Raw genomic sequence first — 17,166 nt, 5'->3', positions numbered from 1 at the left:
CGGATTGGAACAGGCTATCGCCCTATCCCCAACCCGGCATTTGGTTTTGTCCAGTTAGTCGCTTCGGAGAATCAGTGGCCGTTTAATGGGCCTCCGACGGTATTGCTCTTATCCGCCTCAGTTGAGGCTTCTGTGGTTTCAGTATCCTGGGTCGGGCTGTTTCCACCAGAGCCGAAGTTATTGTCTTCCCAATCCCTCGGTGCGCGAACTTTGCGGCGAGCCATCAGGTCGTCCACCTGCTCCGCATCCAGGGTTTCGTATTCCATCAGCGCATCTTTCATCGCTTCAAGAATATCTCGGTTATCCTCCAACAGCTTTTGTGCTCGCTCGTAGCAGACATCGATAATACGGCGCACCTCCACATCAATTTCATTGGAAGTCTTGCCGGAAACCGGATTGCCCTGACCGGGCTGGCCACTTTCATCTTCGCCGTAATGCAATGGGCCGAGCTTTTCGGACAAGCCCCACTTGGTCACCATACTGCGCGCCAAGTCAGTGGCCCGTTCGATGTCGTTGGAAGCGCCGGTAGTAACACCGTCGATACCCAGGGTCATTTCCTCGGCAATACGGCCGCCAAACAGGGAGCACAGTTGCGATTCAATCGCGCGCTTGGACAGGCTGTACTTGTCTTCCTCTGGCAGGAACTGGGTGACACCCAGAGCGCGGCCACGGGGAATAATAGTTACTTTGTGTACCGGGTCATGCTCGGGTACCAGTCGACCAATAATGGCGTGACCGGCCTCGTGATAGGCGGTATTCACCTTCTCCTTTTCATTCATCACCATGGACTTGCGCTCGGCACCCATCATGATCTTGTCACGGGCGCGCTCAAACTCTTCCATGGTCACGGTGCGTCTATTGGCCCGCGCAGCAAATAGGGCGGCTTCGTTGACCAGGTTAGCCAGATCGGCACCGGAGAAACCAGGGGTTCCACGGGCAATTGTCTGTGGGTTCACCTTGTCGTCCATAGGCACTTTACGCATATGAACCTTGAGGATTTGTTCGCGGCCACGAATATCCGGCAGCCCAACAAATACCTGGCGGTCAAAGCGACCTGGGCGCAGCAGGGCGTGGTCCAGTACATCCGGGCGGTTGGTCGCTGCAATTACGATCACACCCTCATTACCTTCGAAACCATCCATCTCAACCAGCAACTGGTTCAGGGTCTGCTCGCGCTCATCGTGACCGCCGCCAACGCCGGCTCCACGGTGACGGCCAACAGCGTCGATCTCGTCGATAAAGATGATGCAGGGAGCCTGCTTCTTGGCTTGGTCAAACATATCCCGCACCCGGGAAGCGCCCACACCAACGAACATCTCAACAAAGTCAGAACCGGAGATGGAGAAGAAAGGTACTTTTGCTTCGCCGGCAATTGCTTTGGCAAGCAGGGTCTTACCGGTACCGGGAGGGCCACACATCAGTACGCCGCGAGGGATATTGCCACCCAGTCGCTGGAACTTGGTGGGATCGCGCAGGAACTCGACCAGCTCCTGTACCTCTTCCTTAGCTTCATCTACTCCGGCAACGTCGGAAAAAGTTGTCTTGATCTGGTCTTCGCCCAGCAGGCGCGCCTTACTCTTACCAAATGCCATAGGACCTGAGCGACCGCCGGCTCCGCCCTGCATTTGGCGCATAAAGAACATAAACACAGCGATAATAATCAGGATCGGGAAGCTGGCTACCAGAAGCTGCTGCCAGATACTCGGTGACTCAGGCTCGCGACCAACGAATTGCACATTGCTGCGAACCAGCTCATTGGTGAGTTCATCGTCGATAATCTGTGGCTGGATAGTCTTAAAGCGGCTGCCATCGGCTTTTTCGCCGGTGATTACCAGACCGTCTACGATCACGTTCTTAACTTGGCCCGACTGCACATCCTGAACAAAGTCGGAGTAACTGAGAGCCTCATCCCGTGACTGCGGTTTAAAGTTTTGAAAAACCATCAGCAGTACCGCTGCGATGATCAACCACAGTACTAGGTTCTTTGCCATATCATTCAAAGGGATAGCCCTCTCGCTTTCGCAATCAAAATCCGTTCATTCCGGCAATGCCGGCCACATCAATACCGGATAAAACCAGTATAGGTGCGGGGGGTCAACAGCCTTCGCCCCCGATACAGGTATCGCTTATACCATATGGGGAGTCAGACTAGAAATACGCCGATGTTCTCAGTCGCTCTCAGCCCTTAAATCCTCGCGCCACCACGTATACTTCACGTGAACGGGGGCGGGAAGCGCCAGGTTTGCGAGTTACGACACTGTTGTAGCTCCCACGCAAGTCGCGGATCAACTCGTCGAAACCCTCTCCCTGGAATACCTTTGCAACAAATGCACCACCGGGCTTAAGTACCTGCCGGGCCATATCGACTGCCAGTTCCACCAAATACATGGAGGCGGGCTGATCAACATCGCGTATCCCACTCATATTGGGGGCCATATCGGAAATCACAAGGTCTGCCAGTTCATCGCCCATGCGCTGTAACAGTTCACTGAGCACCGACTCCTCGGTAAAGTCCCCCTGGACAAAGTCCACACCGGCCAGCGGGTCCATCGGCAATATATCTGACGCCAAAACCTTACCTTTGTGCCCTACCAACTCCATCGATACCTGGGACCAGCCCCCTGGAGCCGCACCCAGGTCGACAACAGTCATTCCCGGCTTGAATAAGCGGTCCTTATTTTGTAGCTCCTGCAGCTTGTAGCTGGCACGGGAGCGATAGCCCTCTTTTTGGGACTGTTTGACGTAATGGTCATTAAAATGTTCACGCAGCCAACGGTGGCTGCTCTTAGATCGGCCCATCGGGTACAATGCCTACAATCACTACAGCTTAATTATAAGAGCGGCCACTGGCCGCGATCGGGTCCGCCGAACAAACGCTGGCGACGATCGCGATCTGTGGCCGCTCCCACATCGAATTCCACAAAGTGGTAATGGAGTATTGTATGCCTTTAACCGCCGACCGCAAAAAAGCTCTTCGCTCTCTAGGTCACAACCTGAAACCTGTCGTGACCGTAGCCGGCAATGGGCTGAGCGAGGGGGTGATGGAAGAACTGAACCGTGCACTCGAAGACCACGAGCTGATCAAGGTCAAACTGATGATCGCCGACCGGGAAGTACGCCACCAAATCGTTGGTGAGCTTTGCGAAAAATCCTCATCCGAGCTGATACAGGAAATCGGCAAGATTGCCCTGATTTTCCGTGCAGCGCAAAAACCGGATATTCGCAAGTCCAACCTGCTGCGTTAAACAAAAAGGGGAGCTAATGCTCCCCTTTCTTTTCTCAACCAGTGGAAACTGGCTTACACATCACAGGCAACTCCCAGGATTCTCCATTGGACAATCGCCTCAACCAGCATTTCTCACCATTGCCGACTAATTGAAACTTGATCGGCCGCCCCATATCCCGGCCAATCAGAGCCATCTTTTTGGGATCATTCTCAATCACCAAAATAGTATCGTCCACAAACACCCTAGGGCCCAGGGTCACATTAACCCCGCCCAGCGCTTGCGAAACTGCCACCTGCAACTTGCCCTGAATCTCCGGGCTAGTTTCCAGTAACAGTGCCGGTTGTGCAGTTTCAATATTTTGCTGGGAGGAGCAGCCAAGACACATCAATGCAAAACCACAAAGTTTAGCCAAAGCTGCCTTTTTCATTTTATTTCACCATTATGCGGTTACTGCGAGAGACTTCCTTGGTCACTCGTGCATTGAAAGCGGGGGCACCCTCGCTTTCACCGGAAATGGAGAATGCGCTAACCGCAATATCTCCACATTCGCCAGTCTCAATGTAATTCAACGCAGTGGCAAATCGCGCTTCATCAGCATCACCCAGGAGATTGTCAAAGTCATCCCCAATCACACACCCGGGCAAATCAGCATCAGTTCCATAATTACCATTGGGTACAAAGCCATCGGAGTAATCGCCAAAGCCTTTTGCATTCACACCGGAGAACTGAATAGTGAAATAAGTGGTGCCACAGTTATCCAGGGGATAAAAACCGTAAGGCTTACCGCAAGTAGTCTCACCGATCTGAATAACTTCTACATCAATTCCGCGCAAGCCATTGATAATGGCCTCACTGGCTGAGCAGGTATTTTCACTGGTTAAGACAAACAGTCGCGACAGGTTTAAAGTCGGCAATTCTTCCCCGTATAAAGACTCATCAACAAAGCCCAGACCGGTCGAGTAGAATGGAGTCCCATCCAATGGCGCTCCGGTAACAGGGTTTGTTTCCGGGTGTTGATCATTAAATTGGGACGTTTCAAATACCTGTCCCGCAGTATTATCACCTGCGATCATATAAGCTAACTCTGCAGCGATATCGAGGTAACCACCACCGTTATAACGAAGGTCTAGTACTAAATCGTCAACAGACTCAGACTCAAGCTCGCTGACAGCATCAATCAATTCCGCTTCGGCTGTCGCAATATGATCATTGAACAACATATATCCGACTTTGCGGCCCGAATTTGTGTCCACCGTTTTAACATATTGAACAGGATCTGATTGCACTGGTGATGCAACCAAAGTGACAGTCTCAATCGTTGAAGAACCCAAAGGTCTTATTTCAAATACATGGGACTCACCATCGTTTTCCGGCCACATACCGTAATTTAAGGTATCGACATCATCACCATAAGCCAGGTCAACGCCGTCCACACTGATAACTTCTGCACCGCGGGTGATAATATCCGGCAGATTACCACCGTTTTCCTCATCCAGATAAGCGACTACCGCTTTACGTGGCGGCTTATCGGAAAGTAGAGCCCACTGGACACCATAACCTACGTACACACCAGATTCAGTTTGTGAATACCACTCATCTGACGGAACCGTATAATGGAAGCGGTCCTTCTCTCGACCGGAGGGCGTTAGAGCGAAAGTTCTTAGCTCTTCGAAATAAGCTAAAGAATCATCGAAGCTCGCTGGATCCTGGTCTTCAATCTCGTCGTACCATAGGTAGAGCTCATTACTCATTGAGCGCAACCAGTTATTTTCATCCTCGCGGGTGCCCGCTACATCAGCATAAGCTGAACCCGTTGCTGGGTCTGTGCCACTGCGGGGAGCAACACACCGGCTCGCATATGTTGAGACAGGCAGGAAGTTATCCTTTTCCCAAGTGCCGCCAACGGCAGTTGGCGTCTCAGAACCATCTCCACTATCAGAGTCAGAGCCACCTCCGCCTCCCCCACAGGCTGCCAAGCCTAAAGCTCCCAGAGTAACAACCCCTGCTAAAGCTAGCTTACGTAGACGGATTTCCATCCCCAAACTCCTATTAACCTTTTTATTAGTAAAGATATGTAAAGCGGTGGAGCCTACCACTATTTGAAAAAGGGTTCGATAACCAAGTTTTTCATCAAAAGAAATTGCTAAACCAAAATACAGAAAGGCCTGAAGAGGCACATCACAATTTGTACCCCACCAGGCCTTTCAGTACAAAATAGGTTAATTACTATTATTAACCCGAGTCAGCAACTAATTGCCGACTTTACCCAAAACCCCCTGCAAACTATCTTTTGCATCACCGAACAGCATGCGTGAGTTTTCTTTGTAAAACAGTGGGTTAGCAACTCCCGCATACCCTGAAGCCATAGAGCGTTTGAGAATAACAACCTTACCGGCCTTCCAAACTTCCAACACCGGCATACCGGCGATAGGCGAGCCCGGTTTTTCCACTGCATCCGGGTTTACCGTGTCGTTAGCACCGATCACCAAAACCAAATCTGTAGCGGGAAAATCTGGATTAATCTCATCCATTTCCAGAACGATATCGTAGGGCACATTAGCCTCAGCCAAAAGCACATTCATATGTCCGGGAAGACGTCCAGCTACCGGGTGAATACCAAAGCGCACTGTTTTGCCCGCTTTTCTCAGACGATCGGTCAAGTCACTAACCGCCTGCTGTGCATGGGCTACCGCCATTCCGAATCCGGGAACAATAATGATACTGTCCGCCGCATCCAGTTCATCCGCAAGCTCCTGTTGATCAATGGCAATTATTTCACCATCGACTTCCTCATCGGAAACTTCACCACCATCAGAGCCAAATCCACCGAGAATAACGCTGATAAAAGAGCGATTCATTCCCCGGCACATGATGTAACTCAGGATGGCACCGGAAGAACCCACCAAGGCGCCCACTACAATTAACAGGTCATTGCCCAGCATAAATCCGGTAGCGGCAGCGGCCCAACCGGAGTAGCTGTTTAGCATGGATATAACCACCGGCATATCAGCGCCGCCAATAGCCGCCACAAGGTGAGTACCTAACAGCAATGCAATTGAGGTCATTAACAGCAAGTTAATAACCGTACCCGCATGCACATCTGCCGGTACAAACAACACACCTAGAACAATACAGGCCAAAATGGCAATCAAGTTAAGCCAGTGCCGGGCCGGTAGCATTAATGGTTTCCCGGAAACCAATCCCTGCAACTTACAAAAAGCAACCAAAGAACCGGTCAGGGTAATTGCCCCAATAAATACACCCAGGTATATCTCAGTGCTGTGGACAACATGAGCAGCCCCGTGTAACTCCACAACCGGGTCGAGGAAACCGCCCCAACCAATTAATACCGCAGCCAGGCCGACGAAGCTGTGTAGCAAAGCCACCATTTGTGGCATTTGAGTCATAGCCACACGCTTGGCTAGTGCCAAACCAATCACCGCACCGACGATCATGGCGATGGCGACCATCCAGTAAGCCCCGGCGGCCACTCCAGCAATAGTGGCGATAATGGCAACTGCCATTCCCACCATGCCGTAAATATTTCCCCTGCGCGCAGTTTCGTGACTGGATAAACCTCCCAGGCTCAAGATAAACATCACTGCCGAGAAGAGATAAGCCATTGCAATCATACCGTTCATCACTCTCTCCTCCCCTTACCGGCGAAACATTTTCAACATACGGTAGGTCACAAAGAAACCACCGAATATATTAATACTGGCCACCAACACGCCGATGAAAGCAAGCAGGCTCACCAAACCCGAATTGGCAATTCCAAGCTGTACTAATGCACCAACAACCACAATGCCGGAAATTGCATTAGTAACACTCATTAACGGAGTGTGTAGCGCATGGGTAACATTCCAAATCACTTGCCAGCCAACAAATATTGCCAGGACAAATACGGTAAAGTGCGAGACGAAATCAGGAGGTGCCACACGACCCAACCACAACAATAAGATTGCCGCGATCGCCCAAAATGCAAAAATAGATACGGGAGATTTTCGTTTCTCAGCTTTCTCCTCAACAATTTTCACTTCCTCAGTAGCTTTCACCGATGGCTTGGGCTGAGCCGAAATTTTTGGTGCGGGTGGAGGCCAGGTAATCTCACCGGATTTAACCACTGTGGCACCACGAATCACTTCATCTTCAAAATTGAGATTAATCTCACCATCTTTCTCTGGAGTTAGCTCCCCAAGCAGGTGAGCGAGATTGGTTGAATACAGGCGCGAGGATTGTGCCGCTGCTCGACTGGGCAGATTGGTATAACCAAGAATAGTGACGCCGTTCTGCTCCACTTTTTCATGAGCCACCGTATAGTCACAGTTACCGCCCATTTCTGCTGCTAAATCCACGACGACAGAACCTTTAGGCATACTGTCGACCATATCTGCAAGCCATAATTTCGGAGCGGGTTTCCCCGGAATTAAGGCAGTGGTAATCACAATATCCACTTCTTTGGCCTGCTCGCGGAACAGTGCCATTTCAGCATCAATAAATTCCTTCGACATCACCTTGGCGTAACCACCGGAGCCCGAGCCTTCCTCCTCAATTTCTACGGTGAGGAATTCAGCCCCCATGGACTCCACTTGCTCACGTACTTCAGCGCGGGTATCGAAGGCCCGCACTATAGCTCCCATGCTTTTTGCCGTACCTATTGCAGAGAGCCCCGCTACACCAGCACCAATAACAAGTACTTTTGCCGGGGGAATTTTTCCTGCTGCCGTGATCTGCCCTGTAAAGAAGCGACCGAAATTGTGGGCAGCCTCCACAACCGCACGATAGCCGGCAATATTTGCCATGGAGCTGAGCGCATCCATTTTTTGCGCGCGGGAAATTCTTGGAATCGACTCGACCGCTAGCGCATTGATATCGCGCTCGGCAAGCTTCTGTAGGAACTCGGCATTTTGTGCCGGCTTCAGAAAGGCGATCAGCGTAGCCCCTTTGGGAATCAGGGCCAACTCTTGATCAGTTGGTGCTTGTACTTTTAATACTATGCCCGCATCAGCCAGGCACTGTTGCATATCCTCACGGATTTCTGCACCGGCTTCAGAATAAGCTTCATCAGTAAAACTGGCCCTGTTACCAGCCCCCTTCTCCACCGCTACGGAAAAACCCAAATCGCGTAATCGTCTTACGCTATCGGGAGTCGCTGCAACACGTGCTTCTCCCTCTGCGGTCTCTCTAGGTATGGCTATAATCACCGCCGTGCCCCTCTTAGTTGATTTTATGAACTTACAGCTACATCTACCTCAAAAAGTATTGGATTGCCCAATTTATAAACAGATCGAGTGTAAACGTCGTCAAAGGGGATGAAAAGGGGGATAACCTGATAGCCGTAATTGGTGAAATTAATAAGACTATATATCCTGAATTGGCTATATAGACCTGAGAGAAATAAGCAAAAATTAGTCTCGCTCGAAACCTTTTCCCTGAAGTTAAATTGCTATTTGTTTATCCAAAATATAAAGGATTTTTCTTTTTGAATGGCCTCACCGATCAATTCACTATGAATTTTTAATCCAAAAGAATCCCCACGGTAGAGCAAGCACCTGCAAATAAACAGAAACTACAAAAATTTAGGGGTAACTGACTATTTTTAATAACCAAAAATAGATCACCAAATACATCATGTTAGTTAAATATTATCGACGAATACGGATGCCACATTACGTTTATAACAAAAAATAACGCGCCATGTGACAGTCTATTCACGCAAACCACAAATGTGCAGATGATTTTGCTTCCATAGTACCAAGTCACACTTTTCTGCCTGAAAAATATGTACTAGCCCCCTACTTGTGCAAAAAAAACAATATCCGCAGAATGTCGCACCAGGAAAAAGCAGTAACATCAGATTTATCTCATGGAATTAGAGACATACATCCACTCCCCCACCTCTGCGTATTTGGCACAACTATTGATTAAAAGTTGGTAAAGCCCAATAAAAATTATTAGATGAGTGCCGCAGTAAATTGTGACTAATCCAAGCCCTGGAATCATGCTGGTCGATGACAATCCCGAGCGCGCCCACTTGGTTTGTGAGCGATTACGTGCTGCTGGCTACAGCATTCTCGCCCAGATCAACAGTGCCGAAGGCCTCCTCTTCAAGGTGGAAAAATACCGTCCGGATATTGTGTTGATAGATATCGAATCCCCGGACAGGGATATCCTGGAAAGCCTGGCCATAGTTAATCGTGAGGCGCCGACTCCGGTGGCCATGTTTTCAAGTAGCGGCAACGCAGACTTCATTAGCCGCGCGGTCGACTCCGGGGTAAGCGCCTATATGGCCGAGGGGATGACCCCAGAGCGCGTGGCACCAGCGATAGAAATCGCTATGGCACAATTTAAACATTTCCAGCAATTGCGTCAGTCTCTCGAGCGCACCCAGCAGCAACTCACAGAGCGAAAAGCAATCGAGCGGGCCAAAGGGCTATTAATGGCCAAGAAGAACCTCAGTGAAGAGGATGCCCATAAGACCTTGCGCAATCTCGCGATGAACAGCAACTCAACCATCCATACAGTTGCCGAGCAAGTTATCCAATATTTTCAGAAAGAGCATTAGAGTACCGATGTCAGCCCTTCTGTGCCCGGAAAAAAAGACCATCAAACTGCTTTACCTGCGCCTGACCGACAGCGCACCGCTGATTGTCGCCAAGGAACTAGGCTACTTCCAAGAACATGGATTAAAAGTACAGCTGCAAAAAGAAACAAGCTGGGCCACCCTGCGAGACAAGTTAATTGCGCGCAAGGCAGATGCTGCAGCAATGCTCGCTCCTATGCCCCTGACACTGGAACAAGCTTTACCCAATTGCCACGAACGCTTGTTAAGTGGGTTAATTCTCAGCTGCAACGGTAACGCTATTACCCTTTCCGCAGAATTATTCGAACGCCTGCAAAATTACTGTGAAGGTGACTCTCAAAGTGATATCGCCTTGGCACTTAAGCGCTATCTGCATGGCAATAAACACCCTCCTACTGTCAGACTCGCCACAGTTTATCCATTTTCAAGCCATAGCTTGCAATTAAGGTACTGGTTGCGCTCCGTCGATATCGACCCGGACCGGGATATAAAACTGGTGGTATTACCGCCTGAACAAATGCTGGAAAACCTCCACAGTGGCGTTATCGATGGCTATTGTGTAGGCGAACCCTGGAACTCCCTGGCCGCCCACAAAGGGTCCGGAGTGGTCATTGCAGCCTGTAATACACTGCTGCCAGCTATGCCGGAAAAAGTGCTGACAGTCACTGAAAGCTGGCATCAAGCCAACCCTGCAACCCACCTGGCCCTAAGGGCCGCTCTTCTCAAAGCCTGTACCTGGCTTGCCGCACGCGCAAACAGAGCCGAAGCTGCCAAGCTCTTGTCCCTGGGGCAATACCTCAACCTGCCTGAGGAGCTGATTCAACGCTCTCTCAATGACCAGATTCTCTACCATCGGGACCGGGAAATCCTCGCCAATCCCGGCTGGCACCTCTTTGCCCATATTGATAACGACTGTGGGCGTCCAACTCAGGAAAAAGCACGGCAGCTACTGGAGATGTATTCAGATCTGGGGAGCTCGACACTTCGTGCAGCAGAAGCCTATCGTCCAGACCTCTACCGGCAAACGGTGGATTTCCTGCTCGCAAAAAAATAGTGGCACATTAATTGAATGGAAATAATTCGATGATGCAATTGCCTTCCCTCAGGCGCATCAGCGCGGTGAAGCGGTTGTTCGCCGAATATAACGGGCAACGAAGTCCATCGTCTGCAGTCAAGCGGCTGCAGCTTTGGGCTTTTTTTGTGCCTGCGGAATTAGCAAACAAAGGAAATGCGCATGTCCAGTGACTCACTCAATCTATTCTCGTTCCGCGGGAAGATAAAAGTGCTCCACCTAACCTGGGTGGCCTTCTTTATCACTTTCTTTGCCTGGTTTAACCACGCACCACTGTTAATGGCAATTGCGAAAAGCCTTTCATTAACTCCAGACCAGGTCAAAACCCTACTTATTTTAAACGTGGCCCTGACAATTCCCGCGCGCATTGTAATCGGGATGCTCACTGATAAATATGGCCCCAGACTCACCTATTCGCTATTACTGGCAATCGGCAGTGTGCCTTGCTTTATTTTTGCCCTGGCAGACAACTTTGTACAGGCAGCCATTGGCCGATTCCTTTTGGGCTTTATTGGTGCAGGTTTTGTCGTAGGCATCCGCATGGTGTCCGAGTGGTTCCCGGCTCGACAGCTGGGTACCGCAGAGGGTATTTACGGGGGATGGGGAAATTTTGGCTCAGCTGCAGCAGCCATGTCCCTGCCCACTATCGCCCTGTTTTTTGGCGGTGACGACGGCTGGCGCTATGCCATTGGCCTCACTGGCGCAATCGCACTGGTTTACAGCGTAGTTTATTACTTCTCTGTGACTGATACGCCCAAGGGGTCAACCTATTTCAAGCCAAAAAAAATTGGTGCTATGGAAGTCACCAGTCCCGGGGATTTTATCCTGCTTCTGGTGATGAAAGTGCCCATGTATGCGGCACTGGCTCTGCTAACCTGGAAATTATCCAGCGGCGTTGCATTAATATCCAACCTTACTGCCAACCTGATCTATGCAGGCCTGGTATTATTGTATCTTCTGGACGCGTATAAAACCTACAGTATTAACCGTGAAGTACTCAGCAACCCACCAGCACCGGTACACCGCTATAAGTTTAAGCAAGTAGCAGTTTTGAATCTGCTCTACTTCGCAACTTTCGGTTCCGAGTTGGCTGTGGTTTCCATGCTGCCCCTATTCTTCTCCGAGACCTTTACACTGGACCCGGTAAAAGCTGGCTTGCTGGCCTCCGCCTATGCCTTTATGAACCTCATGTCACGCCCTGCCGGCGGATTGATTAGCGACCGCTGGGGCCGCAAACCTACCTTGCTGATCCTCACCGCTGGCCTGGCTCTGGGTTACTTCACTATGAGCATGATCGATGCCGAATGGCCCCTGTACCTGGCGGTCGCCGCTGCCATGGCCTGTTCCTTCTTTGTGCAAGCTGGTGAAGGCGCTGTATTCGCAGTGGTGCCCCTAATCAAACGCCGCCTAACCGGGCAGATTGCCGGCATGACTGGCGCCTACGGCAATGTCGGAGCCGTTTTCTATCTCACCGTTCTCAGCATGGTGTCTTACCAGGCCTTTTTCCTGGTAATCTGCGCTACCGCATTGCTCGGCTTTGCCGCCCTGCTTCTACTGGAAGAACCGGAGGGACAAATGGCAGAAGTACACCCCGATGGCAGCGTATCCATGATCGATGTTGCCTAATAACGATCTACCCACTGCAGCGAGCACAATAGAATCTGGGCTCGCTGCTAGTGACAGTTCGCAGGACAATAAAGAAGATGCCCTGCAACTGTTCACTGCCTCCTGCGCCGGACTTCGCCAGCACAATGACGACGCCTGCGCAGTGCGGCTTCCCGAAGGCGCTGAATTACAGCGCCACGGCAGCCTTGCCGCAGTAGCCGACGGTGTTGCCAATGCAGAAGCCGGCGGTGAAGCAGCCCGCGCTGCCATCAATGGATTCTTTTCCGATTATTACAGCACCCCGCAAACCTGGTCGACAAAGCACGCTGTTGCGCGGGTTTTGCACTCGCTCAATAGCTGGCTATTTCGACAGAGTGGCGGCAGTGCCGAAATTAAACGGGGTTGGCTGACCACTTTTTCTGCCGTTATTTTCAAAGGCACCAGCGCACATCTGGTTCACATCGGCGACTCCCGGATCTACCGACTCCGCGACAGGAAATTAGAGTGCTTGAGTAGCGATCACAGCCACAGCCTCGGACCTGGACGCACCTTTTTGAGCCGCGCCCTGGGAATGGATGCCCATATTGAAGTGGACTACCGCTGTGAGGAATTGCAACCCGGGGATATTTTCCTGCTGAGTAGCGATGGGATTCACGATTTTCTGCCTGAGACAGAGTTAATTGAGCTATTGCTTAATTTTTCCAGTTCAACCCCACAAGGGCTTATTGATGCTGCTCTGACAGCGGGCTCCACCGATAACCTGACTGCTGTCACTTGCCGGATAAATTATGTAGGGCTGCCCCAGTGCGATGAATTGGCTATGCGCAATCGCGAACTCCCGTTCGCACCTGACCTGCGCCCAGGCCAAAAGCTCGACAATTTCCTTGTTTTACAGGAATTACATGCCAGCAGCCGCAGCCATCTCTATCTGGCCCGAGACCTCAATACCGAAGTATTGCGGGTGATAAAAACTCCCTCAGTTAATTTCTGTGATGACCCCCACTACATCGAACGATTTATTGCTGAGGAATGGACCGGGCGACGAATCTCCCACCCAGGAATTATTAAAGTTTTTGCTCCCACTTCTGAAAGGCACTGTCTCTATCATATTCTCGAATATATCGAAGGACAGACTTTGCGTCAGTGGATGCAATTAAATCCACAACCTCAAATTCCCCAAGTGCGGGAGCTAATGGCACAACTGGTTAGTGCGTTGCGAAGTTTACAGCGGTTGGAGATCGTTCACGGCGATCTCAAGCCAGAGAATATTATGATGCGCAACGACGGGCGCCTGGCAATCATTGATCTCGGTGGTGCCGATGGCCCAGGGCTCAGAGAGCAATTACATCTATCTGGTGAAACAGCACCCGGCAGTAAGAATTATGCAGCTCCGGAATTCTTTTTTGGGGATAGCGCCAGCCATCGATCAGACATCTTTTCCTTGGGAATCATTGCTTATGAATTGCTCACGGGCAAATATCCCTATCCCGAGCGCTTTGGTAGCTACCACTACCGTTTAAAGAGCTATAACCAAATGCGCTTTACTCGCGCATCCGCACACCGCAAAGATATTCCCTACTGGATTGATAGCGCTCTACAAAAGGCTTGTGCTCCTGATCCTAAAAAGCGCTACAACGCATTGTCAGAATTTATCCAGGATCTGCAATCTCCCAGCCCAGATTTTAAAGCCCCCCAAAGCCGCCCCCTGCTAGAAAGAAATCCGGTTCTTGTCTGGCAGCTACTAACTTTAATTCTACTGCTCTCTCATCTGCTTTACTTCTTTTGGCGCTAATACATAAGATTTGAATAAGCACATTTACAGCGCAGAAAATTAATTAAATGCACCACTTTGTCGCAAAAATTGTGGACAATCAGGCCAAAACCCCTTTATTACTAAAAATAAAATTGGCATAGAGATTGAATGTATTTAATTACCAACAAATTATTCCCCCATTACGAGGCAACGGCGCCTGTACTCTTCGGCAGAAGAGGAGACGCCCTTGCCATTTCAGACGGGCCCTCTTCCTGCCGAATAAAACGAATTGAGACGGCAGGATTGTAAATGAAGGCAAATGTTAAACCTCAAAAGCTGATTGTGATTGGCAACGGTATGGTCGGGCACCATTTCCTGGAACAGCTCGCCAACCATCAATACGCCAACCAGTTTGATATCACCATATTCTGTGCAGAGCCCCGTCCCGCTTATGACCGGGTCCATCTTTCCGAATACTTTGCCGGACGCACAGCTGAAGACCTGTCCATGGGAAACTTGGAGCAGTATCAGCAGTGGGGTTTTAATATCCTGCTCAATGACAAGGTGGTGCAAATTGATCGGGACAATAAAACAATTACTGCGGCAAGTGGAGCCAGCCACTCTTACGACCAATTAATACTTGCCACCGGCTCCTACCCTTTTGTTCCGCCAATACCCGGTCATCAACACCAGCGCTGCTTTGTATATCGAACCCTGGAAGATCTCGATTCCATTCGCTCGATTGCCACCAGTGCAAAAAGTGGTGTAGTTGTCGGCGGTGGCCTACTGGGCCTGGAAGCTGCCAATGCCCTGAAAGCCCTGGGACTTGAAGCCCACGTTGTCGAGTTCGCCCCAGGCCTTATGGCCACTCAGTTGGATGAAGGTGGTTCAGCCCTATTAAGAACAAAAATTGAAGCACTCGGGGTTCAGGTACACACCAGTACTGCCACGGAATTGATTGAAGAAGTAGGCGGCCGCCTGCGTATGCAGTTCAAGGGAGATAAAGAACTGCTTACCGATATGATTGTTTTCTCCGCAGGCATTCGCCCCCAGGATGAACTGGCAAAATCTAGCGGGCTGGAAGTTGGCGAACGCGGCGGGATCGTAATTGACAGCAACTGCCGTACTTCAGACCCGAATATTTTCGCTATCGGCGAATGCGCGCTTTACGATCAGAAAATTTTTGGCCTGGTCGCTCCCGGTTACAGCATGGCGCGTACTGCTGTCGCTCAACTGACCGGTGGAGAGGAGAGCTTTAACGGTGCTGACATGAGCACCAAGCTGAAACTCCTGGGTGTACAGGTCGGTTCTATTGGCGATGCCCATGGTCGCACCAGCGGCGCTGCCGCTATTACTTTTGTAGACGAGCAGAGCGGTGTTTACAAACGTATGATCACCGATAGCGAGGGCAAAAAGCTGCTGGGTGCGGTGATGGTGGGGGATACGGTTGACTACGATACCCTGCTGCAATATCACCTCAACGATATTGATCTGCCCGAACACCCGGAACAATTAATTTTACCGGCAACCGATGGCGCAGCTCCCGGGCTGGGTGCCGCTACACTTCCTGCGTCGGCTACCGTGTGTTCCTGCCACAATGTAAGTAAAGGCCAGATTATCGACGCCGTTGCCGGTGGCTGCCACTCACTGGCTGATGTCAAGGATGCAACAAAAGCATCTACAGGTTGCGGTGGTTGTGCTGGGTTACTGAAAAATATTGTCGATGAAGAGCTAGCGGCGCTCGGCATGGAAGTGAACAATCACTTATGCGTGCACTTCCCCTTCTCCCGCCAGGAGTTATTCCACATTATCCAGGTGGAAGAAATAAAAACCTTTAGTGAATTATTAAGTAAACACGGTTCAGGGCGCGGCTGTGAAATTTGTAAACCTGCGGCCGCATCCATATTTGCCTCCCTGTGGAATGAACATATTCTGGAGCAGACTCATGTCGGCTTACAGGACACCAACGATACTTTTATGGCGAATATGCAGAAAAACGGCAGCTATTCTGTAGTTCCGCGTATTCCCGGCGGCGAGATCACACCGGAAAAATTAATAGTGATCGGCGAAGTGGCCAAACGCTACGACCTTTATACAAAAATTACTGGCGGCCAGCGTATCGACTTGTTTGGCGCGCGCCTGGAGCAGCTACCGGAAATTTGGCGAGAGCTGATTGATGCCGGATTTGAAACCGGCCATGCCTACGGCAAATCCCTGCGCACGGTTAAGTCCTGTGTTGGTAGCACCTGGTGTCGCTTTGGGGTTCAGGACAGCGTTTCAATGGCCCTTCAAGTAGAGAACCGCTACAAGGGATTGCGCTCTCCACACAAAATAAAAATGGCTGTCTCCGGCTGTACCCGTGAATGCGCTGAGGCTCAAAGCAAAGATGTCGGGGTTATCGCCACTGAAAAAGGTTGGAATCTATTTGTTTGTGGCAACGGCGGCATGCGCCCCCGCCATGCAGATTTGTTCGCCACTGACCTGGATGACGAAACTCTTATCCGCTATATCGACCGTTTCCTGATGTTCTATGTGCGCACCGCCGATAAATTACAGCGCACATCTGTGTGGCTGGAAAATCTTGACGGCGGCCTGGATTACCTGCGCGAAGTCATTATCGATGACAAGCTGGGGATTTGTGCCGAGCTGGAAGCCCAGATGGCCCGAGTAGTAGACACCTACCAATGCGAATGGAAAACAGCCATTAACGATCCGGAAAAACTCAAGCGCTTCCGTCAATTCGTTAATAGCAACGAAACCGACGAAAAGATTGTTTTCGTTAAAGAGCGCGGGCAACCGCGTCCGGCGACCACTGACGAGCTAGTGGAAACAGCCGAATCCGCCTAAAGCTTCTCCCGGCGGCGCAAGCCGCCAGTTATACCTTTATTAATAAATTGCTTTTGAATCCTTTCCATCCATTGTGAGG

The 17,166-nt window shown here is 50.5% G+C and carries 12 protein-coding genes; 6 read left to right on the top strand and 6 right to left on the bottom strand.

Annotation, left to right across the window (positions count from 1 at the left end):
- Nucleotides 1-71: 71 nt before the first annotated feature.
- Both ftsH and rlmE read right to left on the bottom strand, forming a co-directional pair.
- Nucleotides 72-1,991: an ATP-dependent zinc metalloprotease FtsH gene (gene ftsH / locus ACJJIZ_RS06515; protein ID WP_444896163.1), complete on the bottom strand. Its 1,920-nt coding sequence runs from the start codon at nt 1,989-1,991 to the stop codon at nt 72-74.
- A 187-nt stretch (nt 1,992-2,178) separates the two neighbouring features.
- Nucleotides 2,179-2,799, bottom strand: a complete 621-nt coding sequence (gene rlmE / locus ACJJIZ_RS06510) for a 23S rRNA (uridine(2552)-2'-O)-methyltransferase RlmE (protein ID WP_444915601.1) — start codon at nt 2,797-2,799, stop codon at nt 2,179-2,181.
- Between the two features lie 143 nt (nt 2,800-2,942).
- Between rlmE and yhbY the strand changes: the two genes are divergently transcribed.
- Nucleotides 2,943-3,245, top strand: a complete 303-nt coding sequence (gene yhbY / locus ACJJIZ_RS06505; protein ID WP_413663230.1) for a ribosome assembly RNA-binding protein YhbY — start codon at nt 2,943-2,945, stop codon at nt 3,243-3,245.
- A 34-nt stretch (nt 3,246-3,279) separates the two neighbouring features.
- On the opposite strand, the gene ACJJIZ_RS06500 is transcribed toward yhbY, so the two are convergent.
- The 4 genes from ACJJIZ_RS06500 to ACJJIZ_RS06485 form a co-directional block, all read right to left on the bottom strand.
- Nucleotides 3,280-3,654 (bottom strand): hypothetical protein, encoded by a 375-nt coding sequence (locus ACJJIZ_RS06500; protein WP_444915600.1) that lies wholly within the window; start codon nt 3,652-3,654, stop codon nt 3,280-3,282.
- A gap of 1 nt (nt 3,655) precedes the next feature.
- A complete protein-coding gene (locus ACJJIZ_RS06495) occupies nt 3,656-5,263 on the bottom strand; it encodes a S41 family peptidase (protein WP_444915599.1) in 1,608 nt (535 codons plus the stop codon).
- Nucleotides 5,264-5,476: 213 nt separating this feature from the next.
- Nucleotides 5,477-6,868 carry a Re/Si-specific NAD(P)(+) transhydrogenase subunit beta gene (pntB, locus tag ACJJIZ_RS06490; RefSeq protein ID WP_444915598.1) on the bottom strand — a complete coding sequence of 464 codons (1,392 nt, stop codon included), beginning with the start codon at nt 6,866-6,868 and terminating at the stop codon, nt 5,477-5,479.
- Between the two features lie 15 nt (nt 6,869-6,883).
- A complete protein-coding gene (locus ACJJIZ_RS06485) occupies nt 6,884-8,431 on the bottom strand; it encodes a Re/Si-specific NAD(P)(+) transhydrogenase subunit alpha (RefSeq protein WP_444915597.1) in 1,548 nt (515 codons plus the stop codon).
- Nucleotides 8,432-9,204: 773 nt separating this feature from the next.
- On the opposite strand from ACJJIZ_RS06485, the gene ACJJIZ_RS06480 reads away from it, so the two are divergent.
- The 5 genes from ACJJIZ_RS06480 (at nt 9,205) to nirB (ending at nt 17,087) form a co-directional block, all read left to right on the top strand.
- Nucleotides 9,205-9,792 (top strand): ANTAR domain-containing response regulator, encoded by a 588-nt coding sequence (locus tag ACJJIZ_RS06480; RefSeq protein ID WP_444915596.1) that lies wholly within the window; start codon nt 9,205-9,207, stop codon nt 9,790-9,792.
- Between the two features lie 7 nt (nt 9,793-9,799).
- The gene (locus tag ACJJIZ_RS06475) at nt 9,800-10,864 is read left to right on the top strand and encodes a CmpA/NrtA family ABC transporter substrate-binding protein (RefSeq protein ID WP_444896159.1); all 1,065 of its coding nucleotides are present in this window, start codon (nt 9,800-9,802) and stop codon (nt 10,862-10,864) included.
- Between the two features lie 180 nt (nt 10,865-11,044).
- A complete protein-coding gene (locus tag ACJJIZ_RS06470) occupies nt 11,045-12,508 on the top strand; it encodes a NarK family nitrate/nitrite MFS transporter (RefSeq protein WP_444915595.1) in 1,464 nt (487 codons plus the stop codon).
- Nucleotides 12,498-14,279 (top strand): bifunctional protein-serine/threonine kinase/phosphatase, encoded by a 1,782-nt coding sequence (locus tag ACJJIZ_RS06465; RefSeq protein ID WP_444915594.1) that lies wholly within the window; start codon nt 12,498-12,500, stop codon nt 14,277-14,279. The genes ACJJIZ_RS06470 and ACJJIZ_RS06465 overlap by 11 nt, the downstream gene beginning before the upstream one ends.
- Before the next feature lie 270 nt (nt 14,280-14,549).
- The gene (gene nirB, locus ACJJIZ_RS06460; RefSeq protein WP_444915593.1) at nt 14,550-17,087 is read left to right on the top strand and encodes a nitrite reductase large subunit NirB; all 2,538 of its coding nucleotides are present in this window, start codon (nt 14,550-14,552) and stop codon (nt 17,085-17,087) included.
- Nucleotides 17,088-17,166: the final 79 nt, after the last annotated feature.

This window comes from Microbulbifer maximicatervae (SeqCode) (genome assembly GCF_052467225.1).
This window is presented reverse-complemented; position numbering and strand designations above follow the sequence as displayed.

Bases quoted from the DNA above. Each gene is read 5' to 3' on its own strand.
- ftsH (WP_444896163.1), bottom strand. From the start codon at position 1,991: ATGGCAAAGAACCTAGTACTGTGGTTGATCATCGCAGCGGTACTGCTG.
- rlmE (WP_444915601.1), bottom strand. From the start codon at position 2,799: ATGGGCCGATCTAAGAGCAGCCACCGTTGGCTGCGTGAACATTTTAAT.
- yhbY (WP_413663230.1), top strand. From the start codon at position 2,943: ATGCCTTTAACCGCCGACCGCAAAAAAGCTCTTCGCTCTCTAGGTCAC.
- ACJJIZ_RS06500 (WP_444915600.1), bottom strand. From the start codon at position 3,654: ATGAAAAAGGCAGCTTTGGCTAAACTTTGTGGTTTTGCATTGATGTGT.
- ACJJIZ_RS06495 (WP_444915599.1), bottom strand. From the start codon at position 5,263: ATGGAAATCCGTCTACGTAAGCTAGCTTTAGCAGGGGTTGTTACTCTG.
- pntB (WP_444915598.1), bottom strand. From the start codon at position 6,868: ATGAACGGTATGATTGCAATGGCTTATCTCTTCTCGGCAGTGATGTTT.
- ACJJIZ_RS06475 (WP_444896159.1), top strand. From the start codon at position 9,800: ATGTCAGCCCTTCTGTGCCCGGAAAAAAAGACCATCAAACTGCTTTAC.
- ACJJIZ_RS06470 (WP_444915595.1), top strand. From the start codon at position 11,045: ATGTCCAGTGACTCACTCAATCTATTCTCGTTCCGCGGGAAGATAAAA.
- ACJJIZ_RS06465 (WP_444915594.1), top strand. From the start codon at position 12,498: ATGTTGCCTAATAACGATCTACCCACTGCAGCGAGCACAATAGAATCT.
- nirB (WP_444915593.1), top strand. From the start codon at position 14,550: ATGAAGGCAAATGTTAAACCTCAAAAGCTGATTGTGATTGGCAACGGT.